Genomic DNA, 12,071 nt, shown 5'->3' with positions numbered 1-12,071 from the left:
AAACCTGAACATACAAAAAAGAACCTGCAGCACACGCTACAAGTTCTTTTTCACTACATTTTAAACGATTTCTTTATTAACAACATAAACCAAATTAAAGTAACTGCCATCAACGAATGAGAAAATCCTACAATATAAGTTAACCCTTTAAAGTCAGCTCCATTTAACTGAAGAAGCCCTCTCGCTGCTAGCGAACCTAACATTAATGTTAATGCAATATTATGTAAAACAAACCACTTATTAAACCCTTGCACTTCATGAAACGCGAATACTTTTGCTAATCCTAAAGCAATTAAAAAGAAGAAAAAGCCAAGTACAAGTGTATGCGTATGCAAAAGATTTAACAAAGTAGACCCTAAAATCCCTTTATACTTACCATACTCCCTAGCGAAAATCCCTGATAATAAACCGATAATCAAATACGTAAACGATGCATTATATAATTTCTTCATTATGTACCTCCTTGAGTAGAATGTATAGTGTGTCATATTTAGTAATAATGATAGTTATATAGTAAAAACTCCTAGTCACCTAGGAGTCATTGTATAAGCATCTCACTCTTTACAATTAATCCTAATTATAAGATATCTCTCTATACAAAACAAACGAACTTTATGTGAACAAACACCCCCATTAAAATATGTTGCACTTTTGTTTTACACAATCCATACTAATTGTTATAACTTTTTAAAGGTGGTGTAATTATTGATAGTTCTTGAAACTGAACGTCTTAATCTTCGCTGGTTTGATATAAAAGACGCTCCTTTTATTCTTGAGTTAGTAAACGATCCTGCATGGATTCAGTTTATCGGTGACAAAGGAGTTAGTAACTTAGAAGATGCAAAAAATTATATTGTAAACGGTCCCATCGATATGTATAACAAACTTGGATTCGGCCTTTACTTAGTAGAACGAAAAAAAGATCTCACTCCACTTGGTATGTGTGGCCTTATTAAAAGAGATTCATTAGAAAACGTTGATATCGGGTTTGCCTTTTTAGAGACATTCCGTTCAAAAGGATATGGCTACGAGTCAGCTTCTGCGATAATCGAATACGGTGTACAAAAGCTTGGCATGAAACGAATTGTAGCAATTACTTCTGTAGATAACATCGCCTCAGGAAAGCTTTTAGAAAAAGTAGGATTACGATTTGAGAAAATCATTTCAGATTCAGGAGAAGATTTAAAATTATTTGGGTATAACGCATAGTAAAGAAGGTCGCCGTGAATGGTGACCTTCTTTACTATTTTACTGATCTCGTCATAATACTTTTAGTTCCATTTATAGTTTTGCAGTAATTCTTGTGATTACTACTATGCCTTTCATATCACATTTTTTGGAAATTCATAGAAATAAAACTTTCACATTTAAATAAATTATATTAATATATCAAATAAAGGAAGTGAGAATAAATGGAACAACCGCTATTTTTATTAGTTCTTCAATTCATTGCATTCATATTAATCATTTGTATCGTATATGGAATGTTGTACAATACCGTATTAAATTTAAATATGCCTAAATGGACTGCACATATAGTAGCTACGGTCTTTTCCCTTGGTATTACCTATCAAGCTTTTATAAATTTTATTTGAAAAACTTTTGTAGCAATTACTTCTATTGTTGATGCAGTAAAGCTTTTAGAAAAAGCAGGATTGCAATTTGAAAGGGTTATTTCAAGATCAGAAAACGTAACCATTTTTTATACAGTCTTTCCAGCGCAAAATAGTGAAGAAGTTAGTTCCGCTGAAAGTGTGTTTGCATAAAAAGAAATGAATTTAATTGATGCTACAAAAATTTTATTTTAATTCTGGTTCTATTGTTTGGAATCGTTCTAGGGTACCATTTGTGTGGACTTTAAAAATTTTCATTTGCGCACCAAAATGTTGCGTTAAGTAAAATGTATCACCAGTTATTAAATTTCCAATCTTCCAATCAGGTTGATATGTACTTTCCATGGAACTTTCTAAATCCCAATCATTATTAAATTGATATATAATGAAGATGAACTACTCAACATTTTCGTTAAAGATAGTCTATCAACCTCTAACTACCTAATGAACTCAAGTAAACACATCTTCAGTCATTTTAAGAGGTACAAAAGGCACCCTTTCGGGTGATTTTTGTATAAAAATTCTATTTTTTCATATTCGATACCAACCACGAACCTTTTTAAAATAATAGTATCATTATGTCTCCTTTTTAGAGATTATTTTTAATTACCTTTAATTTTTTGCACCAGAACCGGAAAATCCCTGACTACTCGAAATATCAACTATCAGGTGCTAATATTCAATAACGCGTACTGAAAATGATTAAACATTTTTATAAACCCGTGGAACATTTAAGAAATCAATTTTTCTCTTATCGAAATTTAATTAGCTTACAGTAATACAGTGGTCATATATTTTTAAGAATAACGGAAGAATATATAGAAATTGCTACAGAAATGTGAAGTTTAATTAATTTAGGAGGAACAAACTTGTTTAATCAGCTTGTAAAAGTTATACCGAATTTATTTACGATTGGAAATTTATTGTGCGGTGTTTTCTCAATCACCTTGAATATGAGTGAATATTTAGGAGCAGCCTCCATTCTCATTTTCTTTTCAGCTGTTTTAGATTTTCTTGATGGAAGAATTGCAAGAAAATTAAAAGTGAACAGTGAGTTTGGCGTAGAATTGGATTCCTTAGCTGATATTGTTAGTTTCGGCGTCGCTCCTGCGCTTTTATTTCATACGATAGCAACACCTTCTATTTTAACTTCTTTGGCATTTATCCTATTCCCAACAATGGGTGCTTTAAGATTAGCTAAATTTAGTATTAAACCAACTATTGGATATTTTAAGGGATTACCTATTCCAGCTGCAGGATTATCATTGGCTGGTATGGCATTGTTTTCATATAGTAATGTATGGATTACTTTAATCCTCGCCCTCTTAATGGTAAGTCCCATTAGGTTTAAAAAATTTTAATGAAGGTCACGCCCAACGCCATTAAGGAGCATTTTAAATGGATTTAACGCGTCAATAAGTATAAAAAAGCAGGACAATAATATTAAATTAGGTGCCCTTCGAAAAATTAAAACCTTGTATTTATGGCTATTGGGTTAATCCATCGATATGTTATTCTGAAACGTCAGTCCACTTTTAACAGGAGCTCCCTTTATCAAGAGAGCTCCTGTTCTTATTTCTTCTTCTTTTCTGTCGGTTGGCTTTGTTTAGCAAAATTAGATGAATCATCAAAATTCGGTTGCTTTTTACCAGCATTATTACTTCTACCTTTTCCCATATGTAATGCACCTCCCCTCCCCCTTACTATTCCCAATAAAAAAATTCTCTTGCATCCAAGAGAATTTTAAATTGGGTTCTTATTGATAATACCTAAGTACTTCCAACACTGCCATTCCATAAAAGATGGATCCAATGTTAAATTATTTAATGCTAAAACAAATATTACATTTTCATATTTAACTGGATAATCAATTAATAATCCTAATGTATTTCCTGAATCTGCGACAATTATGATTCCCTTTTCTAACACGTCATCTATAACTTCTTTTAATTATTCTTACCTAGCATATAATATTTTCCTACACATTGAGATTGCATGTTGTATAAGGAAGCCCTTCTTCTTTCCATGCAAGAAATCCTCCCTTTAAATTCACTACTTCCTTTATACCAGCTCTTTGTAAAATACTAGCTGCTATAGCGGAACGTAATCCGGTTCGACATTGCAAAACTATTGGAAAATCTTTCGGTATATAATCTAGTTGTTCAAATAGATTACCTAAAGTGATATGTATTGCATCATGAAGGTGTCCTTCCTCCCACTCTTTTTTACTACGCACATCGATAACCTTAACGCTTCCACCTTTTATATGCGGATATAATTCAATCGATGTTTTTTCTTTGTAACTTTCAAATCTATCAAGTCTTTGTATTACTTTTAAGGGTGCAAAAGCAATAATATTATCTAACCCAATAGATTCAAATTCTCTAATAACTGCCTCTACTTTAACTTTTTCCTCATCTAGAATTATTAAAGTTTCTTTTTTATAATCTAATAACCATCCACACCAAGTTGTGAAAGAATTGTTATAAGGTATGTTAATTGACTTCTCGATATGACCTGCAGCAAAACTCTCTACATCCCTTATATCAACTATTTGATAAACGCTCTTCAAAATTTCTTGAAGTTCTTCTACTGTATTAATAGCAGTACTTTTTCTCTTCTTACGAATTGGCGGACCATACTTATTTAAATTCTTCATTAATGAAAAATACTTTGGAGGCTCTGGCTGTCCCGTCAATAAAGTCGATATAAAATCACTTTCTTCATTACACCGAAATGCCCAATTGAACATCTTTTCATAACCTAATGTAGAAGTTGGAATTGCTCCTAATGCTTTTCCACATGCGCTTCCTGCACCATGTGATGGCCATATTTGCAAATAATCAGGAAGTATTTTTATTTTTTGTATAGAGTCAAATAATTGTTTTGCTCCTATTTTTGCAGTATCTTTCATACCGACTGCAGTTTCTAATAAATCCGGCCTTCCTATATCTCCTACAAATATAAAATCACCTGTGAATATCCCTATCGGCTTATCATTCGTATAGTTATTTTGACTTGTATCAGTTACTAAAAAAGAAATACTTTCAGGCGTATGCCCTGGGGTGTGAATTACATCAAATTTTATATGACCTACTTTAAACTCTGTACCCTCTCTAACCAATTTGTATCGACCTTCGTTAAGATATTGATATTTCCAATCACAATCTCCTTCATCAGATACATATAAATTTGCATGATAAAGAGTAGAAAGTTCTCTAGACCCAGAAAGAAAATCAGCATGAATATGAGTCTCAGCCGCAGCAATTACTTCCATCCCCTCTTTCTTAGCAAATTCTATATATTGTTCTATATAGCGACTAGGATCAATAACGATTGCTACGCCTTCTTTCTGACAACCGACTAAATAGGAAGCATGTGCTAATTTTTCATCATAAAAATATTTTAAAAGCATATCTATTCCCTCCAATTAGTTATTTCAAATTGATTTTCAATTTTTGTAACCACTTTTTATCTTCTCCTATAGAATCCCTTTCAACATTAAATTCCAATACATATATGGCAACATATATCTTTTAAGTAAAAACATACTATACCTTTCTTTCGCTTGATTAAATGGAAACGTTTCTTGTGGCTCATGTTCATAGTTAAATTCAGCGAGTATAAGACTTTTATATCCTGTAATAATCGGACATGATGTATATCCATCATATTTAGCCTGTAAATCTCTTCCGCTAAGTACGTCCATAATATTTTGTTTTAAGACGGGTATTTGTTTTCGAATTGCTGCTCCAGTTTTAGAGGTAGGTAAATTGGTACAATCTCCAAGTCCAAAAATATTTTTATATTGCACATGCTGCAAAGTATAAGGGCTTATATCTACCCATCCCTGATGATCACTTATCTCACTCTCTTTAATAAAATTAGGTGGCCCCATTGGTGGAACAACATGTATCATACTATATGGTACGGTTTCTCTTTTTAGTGTTTGCGTATCTTCAAAAATTGCCTCTCTCTTTTCGGCGATAATTTCCACTAAATTTTTATTATAATTCGTTATAATTTGCTTTCTTTCTAGTACTTGTTCTAAAGTATTTGCATATCGTGGAACCTGAAATATGTTATTGTTTGCAGAATAAAACATTACTTCACTTCTGTTTCTTACACCACTATTACAAAAATACTCCTCTGCTAAGTACATAATTTTTTGTGGAGCACCACCGCATTTAATAGGAGTATTAGGGTGGGTAAAAAGCGCATTTCCTCCTTTAAATTTTTCGATTTCTCTCCAAGTAGAATCAACAGATGTATAAGAATAATTGCTACATACCCCATTAGTGCCAATAGACTCTTTTAAGCCTTTAATACTGTCCCAATTTATTTGTATACCAGCTGCTACAATAAGAATTTCATATTCAAGTAACAGTCCGTCATCTAAAAGTATCTTATTTTCAGATGGAAATAACTTAACAACACTTTTAGGGATCCACGTTGCCCCTTTTGGAATAAGCGATTCCTGATTACGCATCGTACTTTCCTTTGAAACAATTCCTCCCCCCACTAAACTCCATAGTGGCTGAAAGTAATGTTTTTTTGATGGATCAATAATTGCTATACTTTCTTTAAATAGGGGTACATTTCGTAATAAATGTGCAGTAGAAGATAGTCCTGCTGTCCCAGCACCAATTACAATAATTTTATAACTATCTCTGATCTTCATTATCCTCTTCCTATCTAAAATTGATTTTTAAATTAACTAATTAGTAGCCATTTTTTCATCGTAGTAACATTATTATAAGTTAAAAACACCATAGTTTTATCTGATTTAAATGAAAATTTTGTTAATTTTACCATCAACATTACTATATGCGTAAATCCCCTATGTTACTTCCATATTTTAGTTTTAATATTAAAACTAAATATTGTTATATAAAATAATACATTAAAATACTTTTCATGAATCCGGATAAGTAATGTTTAAAAAACAACAATTTTACTACAGTAATCAAGAACAGTTTTCTAAATTAAGTTACTGCAGAAAATATAACTCTGGCGCAATATCCCTACCAGCTTTCATTCCAATAGTAACTCCATGATATAACATCAAAGATGAAATCCCTCAACTTAGGTATTTGACTTTTTAAATTTATACAAATGTCTTAGCTCTATGTACTGTGATATATAGGTCCACATCAATATGTTATTGCATCATATACTGAACAGATAATTTAAATTACTTTTATAAAGGATGATGAGGATGAACCTAGAAGATATACAAAAATCCTATAGCGTAATTGTAAGTTTAGGAGGATTGTGTCAAGTCACCAACCAAATCAAAAGACACAATTTAAGAACATTTTCTGGACCTTTAGATTGGTTTTATTATCCATCACTTTCAGATGTAAACAGATTACTTCAAAATCGATTTAAAAAATTTATGAAGTTGGAAAATATGATTATAGAAGGTTCAGAAAGTTACGGTCTTATTGAATCAGAATTTGATAATCAAATTAAATGGGCAGAACGAATTACCTACTGTATAAAGGACACTTATTATAATTGTTTTTCAATGCATGATTTTCCTATTAATTCAGAAAAGGATTTGAAATCAACCTATCCTTCTTTTAAAGCTAAATTAGACACTAGAATTAATCAATTCCTTGAAAAAATAAATAGTAGTGAATCCATTTTATTCATTAGAATTTGGGGAAATCGAGATGAAGCGGTTGAATTACAAAACGTATTATCTAAAATTACAAATAAGGATTTTAATATCCTTATTGTTAATTTCAAGGAGGGTATATCTAATATTGTTGAACAAAATTGGGGAATATCGCGGGTTTGTTCAATTGAACTCCCACGTTATCAGGATAGATGGGAAGGTGATGATTCCGATTGGGATGTTATTTTAAACAAAATAACATTAACTTAATAATTTCCTTCTTACTTTTAACATGATTTGGCCCGTAAAATCAAATAGGTGTAGAGAAATAAAATTCCTGTCTAATTGATACACACTTAATTAACAAAACGTTCATATAATAATTCGTAAGTCCTTCTTTATTGAATAAATAGTTCTTTACAAAATTAGTTCCATCACTAGAGCACCTTTATGCGGTGCTCTTTTTTGAATTTATAAAATGTAAAAATAGTTGTTCCATTTTCCTTCAAATGACTAATTCCCTTTGTTATTCTTCTGTTGATTTCTGTATAATCATTTATGCGATCAGCATATTCTGCTTATGTAGTGCATTCACGACTACTTACTTCCATACTTTATCTTATATTTTGTCTTCTTGGATATTTCATTATAAGCTTCTTCAATTCCCTTGATTTCCTTCCCCTTCTTTTATCTTAAGAACAAGCAATTTCTTTCATTAATATTAAATAAACTAAAGCATAGATTTTAAAAGAACCTAATTTACATATAATTAATGATAAACTACAATGTGTATTCTCCACGTTTAATCAGCATCTGAATTATAAATCTAACATATTTTTTTAGTTGATTGTCATTATGGTACAACCGTGTATACATTTACCAAACAAACTACATAGTTTAAATTAGTAAAATATATAGAGAGGAAGGAAATAAATCTATGAAAGTCATAATTTTGTGTGGCGGAAAAGGGCTTCGGATGCAAGGAATTTTAGAGGACATTCCCAAACCATTAGTTCGAGTTCAAGGAAAGCCTCTCCTCTTGCATATAATGAATTGGTATAGAAAATATGGACATTCTGATTTCATTTTGCCCTTAGGATATAAAGGTGAGAAAATTAAGGAATATTTTATGGACTTTAGCTGGAAAGAGAATGACTTTAGTTTGAATTTTAAAACCAGTCAATATACGCTACTTCAGAAATTAGAAAATTGGAATATACACTTTATAGATACAGGAATTGATACAATGACCGGGGCAAGACTAAAAAAACTTGAATCCTTTGTACAGGGTGAAACCTTTTTATTAACTTATGGTGACGGATTAGCCAATATAGATATTGATCAACTAATAGCATTCCATAAAGAAAAAGGAAAAATTGCTACATTAACTGGAATTAAAAAAAATAGTCAATACGGCCTATTGGCGGTCGAAGATGGAATTGCTATTGATTTTAAAGAAAAACCATTACTTGATGAAGTAATTAATGGCGGTTTTTTTGTATTTAACAAAGAAATATTCGATTATTTAAGTAATAATGATGATTGTGTTCTAGAAGAAGATCCTCTTCGAAATTTAATAAAAGACAATGAGCTCGCAGTCTATGAACACAATGACTTTTGGGCTAGTGTCGATACACCTAAAGATTTAAAAACTGTAAATGAAAGTTGGAATCCAAATAAATTTTAGTGGAGAGGACTGAATAAGCATTGAACTCTAATGATAAAAAAATAAGTTTACCTCGATTGTATATCCCCTCTAATGAGAAAATAGTTAACCCACTTTCAACAGGAATTAAAGCTTCAAATCTCTCCAAAAAAAATACTCAAAAAAGAATTGATCCCCAATTCTATAATCAACAACATGATCTAAATAATCATTTCTGCGTCATTGTAGGTAGTGAGTATGTCTTGAAAATTATTGCTTTACAGCAATCATTAATGCAGTACTCAGAAAAATTCACATTGTGGATTTGTTGTATAGATCCTTTTGTATATTCACTATTAAAAGAAATGAGTTTAATTAATGTAAACCTTTTACAAGTTGAAGAATTGGAAGATCGTGAATTAAAAGCAATTAAGAGAAAAAGAAAAGTAAATGAATATTGTTGGACTTTAAAATCTGTCTTGATAGAATATTTATTGGTCAATTATGATTTACCATCTATTCTATATTGTGATGGTGATTTATGCTTTTTCTCTGACCCTAATATTATTTTTGAGGAATGGGGTGACCATTCTATTTTCCTAACCCCCCAAAGAGATCGTGATTGGGTAGAAAAAATGTATGGAAAATATCAGGCTGGTCTAATTGGATTTAAGAATGATCTCTATGGACTAAAAAGTGTAAGATGGTGGAAAAATAAATGTATAGATTGGTGCAGTGCCGAGGCTGAGGAGGGGAAATTTGGAGACCAAAAGTATTTAGATTATATCCCTATATATTTTCCAAAAGTAAAAATTTCAAATAACTTAGGTATAAATGCTGCGCCTTGGAACTGTATATATAATAACGATTATAAAATTGACAAGACTAAAAACGATATATTTATTGAAAACGACAAACTAGTTGTTTACCATTTTGCATGTATTACTATCTTTACTGAAAATGATTTTGATCTTTGGTCTTTGGGAGAAATTTCAATACCCAATAATATATTAAACCATATTTACACTCCGTATTTAGAGAGAATTCAATTTGTTTTAAAGCAATTAAAGGATAAATTCAATAAAGATACTAAACAATTTTTAAGTAAAAAAGATATAAATAAAGCTCAAACTTTATATAAAGATTCACAATTAAGAAGAAAAATGAATCAATCCAATCATTTTATGAACTTTTCCATGATTATAAGTAAAGAACGATTAATTCAAGGATTGACCTCTTATTATTCCTTAGAAAATTTCAACGCTAAATTTACTGTATGGATCTGTTGTATGGATGATTTAACGTATCAAATATTAGAGAAATTAAAATTAAAGCACGCCATACTAATTCCGGTAAAAGAAATTGAAAATCATGAACTCCTCAGTATAAAAAATGATAGAAGTTTACAAGAGTATTGTTGGACATTAAAAGCGCCCCTATGTCTACATGTCCTTAGTCTTTATCCGGAAGTTGATCACATTATATATTGTGATGCTGATATGTATTTCTTTACAGCACCTAATATCATTCTTGATGAATGGTGGAAGTACTCTGTATTCCTTTGCCCTCAAAGAAGCTCTACTGAAATTGAAAGCATACACGGTATATACCAAGCTGGTTTAGTAGGCTTCAAAAATGATCAAAATAGTAAAGAAATTTTAACATGGTGGAAAGATAAATGCCTAGAATATTGCAATAATCAATATGATGTTGAAATGAATAGATGGGGTGACCAAAAATATTTAAATCACATTCCTAACATCTTTTCTAATATAAAAATCATGACTCATAAAGGTATTGATGCAGCACCTTGGAATGTCATTTTAAATAGCAGTTCTATATCCAAAACAGATAATAAAGTTTTTATTGATCAAGATGAATTAATAGCTTTTCATTTTGGAAGTATGCAAATTATTAATCCAAATGAGTTCGATTTATGGAAACAAGAAACTTTAGAATTACCTCCAGCAGTTTTAGATTATATATACATTCCTTATATTGAACAATTGAACAAGACATGTCATACCCTTCATAATACTTTTCAAAAATCTCCCTCCTCTTTATTTGCTGACCAAATTGATACAACAACAATAAAAAATTATTTTAAATACCCCTCCCCTCATCACAATTAAGACTGATACTTTCCTTATTTAAAAATAAATCTATTTATTTCAGCAACTAAAAATACATCTTAATAAAGGATAGATTATCACTATGATTGCTTCATTTAAAAATAAAACTTTCCTTATTACTGGTGGATACGGTTTTATTGGTTCTCACTTGGCACGAAGACTTTTAAATTTACAAGCAAAAATTGTTCTTTTCATAAGAACACCATCAAACTCTTGGAGACTAAAGGATATTCTAAAATATATTGAAACCTATGAAATAGATATACGAGATAAAAAACAAGTACAAGATGCAATAAAGAAAATTAATCCCGATTATATCTTTCACCTGGCAGCCTATGGTGTAAATTCTGCCCATACAGATTACATCCATGCTATAGAAACAAATGTTATAGGGACTTGTAACATTATTCAAGCAGCAAAATTGGTGAATTGTAAAAAAATCATCAATTTTGGGAGTAGTTCTGAATACGGTAACAAGATGGAACCTATTCATGAAAATATGTTACTAACTCCTGTGGACATCTATGGAAGTACCAAAGCTGCTGCTACTATACTGGCCCATCAAATTGCTAGCGAAAACAATATTAATCTTATAACATTAAGACCTTTTGGCATATTCGGAGAAGGCGAAGAGCCGCATAAAATTTTTAGCTATATAATCTTGCGAGTATTACAAAACAAAGATGTAAATTTAACTTTATGTAATCAATTAAGAGATTATTGTTATATAGAAAATGTAATAGATGCCTGTATCCTAGCAGTAGAAAATACTACTGTACAAAATGAAATCTTTAATATTGGGAGCGGCACTATTCACCCCTTGAAACATTATGTAGAATTATTATTCAAACATTTGAAAACCAATTCCAGACCAAATTACGGTGCAATTTCCTCTAGAACAAATGAAAGATGGGTTCCTGAAGCGGATGTGCAAAAAATAAAAAACTCTCTTTCCTGGGAACCTAGAATTAATATTGAAGAAGGAATTATAAAAACTGTTAATTGGTATAAAAATAATAAACATTTATACCTAACCCCCTAAAAATAGGGTACTAAAG

11 protein-coding genes are annotated in these 12,071 nt (G+C 30.9%); 7 read left to right on the top strand and 4 right to left on the bottom strand.

The features are described from left to right. Positions 1-53: 53 nt before the first annotated feature. A complete protein-coding gene (locus tag ACTFR8_RS15200; RefSeq protein ID WP_000737896.1) occupies positions 54-452 on the bottom strand; it encodes a DUF2871 family protein in 399 nt (132 codons plus the stop codon). Between the two features lie 253 nt (positions 453-705). Here ACTFR8_RS15200 and ACTFR8_RS15195 point away from each other — a divergent pair, with 253 nt between their 5' ends. Further along, positions 706-1,209, top strand: coding sequence for a GNAT family N-acetyltransferase (locus ACTFR8_RS15195; RefSeq protein ID WP_000636209.1), 504 nt, complete (start codon positions 706-708; stop codon positions 1,207-1,209). 203 nt (positions 1,210-1,412) lie between these two features. Beyond that, a complete protein-coding gene (locus tag ACTFR8_RS15190; protein ID WP_000437513.1) occupies positions 1,413-1,595 on the top strand; it encodes a hypothetical protein in 183 nt (60 codons plus the stop codon). A gap of 204 nt (positions 1,596-1,799) precedes the next feature. On the opposite strand, the gene ACTFR8_RS15185 is transcribed toward ACTFR8_RS15190, so the two are convergent. After that, entirely contained in the window at positions 1,800-1,958 is a 159-nt protein-coding gene (locus ACTFR8_RS15185) for a DUF5065 family protein (protein WP_000446433.1), read from the bottom strand. 524 nt (positions 1,959-2,482) lie between these two features. Between ACTFR8_RS15185 and pssA the strand changes: the two genes are divergently transcribed. Further along, the gene (gene pssA / locus ACTFR8_RS15180) at positions 2,483-2,974 is read left to right on the top strand and encodes a CDP-diacylglycerol--serine O-phosphatidyltransferase (RefSeq protein ID WP_252209655.1); all 492 of its coding nucleotides are present in this window, start codon (positions 2,483-2,485) and stop codon (positions 2,972-2,974) included. Positions 2,975-3,591: 617 nt separating this feature from the next. On the opposite strand, the gene ACTFR8_RS15175 is transcribed toward pssA, so the two are convergent. Then, positions 3,592-5,028 carry an MBL fold metallo-hydrolase gene (locus ACTFR8_RS15175; protein ID WP_000925327.1) on the bottom strand — a complete coding sequence of 479 codons (1,437 nt, stop codon included), beginning with the start codon at positions 5,026-5,028 and terminating at the stop codon, positions 3,592-3,594. Between the two features lie 66 nt (positions 5,029-5,094). After that, positions 5,095-6,294 (bottom strand): FAD/NAD(P)-binding oxidoreductase, encoded by a 1,200-nt coding sequence (locus ACTFR8_RS15170; RefSeq protein WP_000701886.1) that lies wholly within the window; start codon positions 6,292-6,294, stop codon positions 5,095-5,097. A gap of 537 nt (positions 6,295-6,831) precedes the next feature. Here ACTFR8_RS15170 and ACTFR8_RS15165 point away from each other — a divergent pair. From ACTFR8_RS15165 to ACTFR8_RS15150, 4 genes are all read left to right on the top strand, one after another. After that, positions 6,832-7,506 carry a papain-like cysteine peptidase gene (locus ACTFR8_RS15165; protein ID WP_153600174.1) on the top strand — a complete coding sequence of 225 codons (675 nt, stop codon included), beginning with the start codon at positions 6,832-6,834 and terminating at the stop codon, positions 7,504-7,506. Positions 7,507-8,173: 667 nt separating this feature from the next. Next, on the top strand, positions 8,174-8,923 hold the full coding sequence (locus ACTFR8_RS15160) for a sugar phosphate nucleotidyltransferase (RefSeq protein ID WP_000864432.1): 750 nt from the start codon (positions 8,174-8,176) through the stop codon (positions 8,921-8,923). A 20-nt stretch (positions 8,924-8,943) separates the two neighbouring features. Further along, positions 8,944-11,013 (top strand): hypothetical protein, encoded by a 2,070-nt coding sequence (locus tag ACTFR8_RS15155; RefSeq protein ID WP_001087526.1) that lies wholly within the window; start codon positions 8,944-8,946, stop codon positions 11,011-11,013. A gap of 82 nt (positions 11,014-11,095) precedes the next feature. Beyond that, entirely contained in the window at positions 11,096-12,055 is a 960-nt protein-coding gene (locus ACTFR8_RS15150; protein ID WP_000561952.1) for an NAD-dependent epimerase/dehydratase family protein, read from the top strand. Positions 12,056-12,071 lie beyond the last annotated feature (16 nt).

This window comes from Bacillus cereus group sp. MYBK15-3, assembly GCF_051916765.1.
GTDB lineage: Bacteria > Bacillota > Bacilli > Bacillales > Bacillaceae_G > Bacillus_A > Bacillus_A cereus.
The sequence above is the reverse complement of the archived record's forward strand: the minus strand, read 5'-3'. Positions and strand labels throughout refer to the sequence as shown.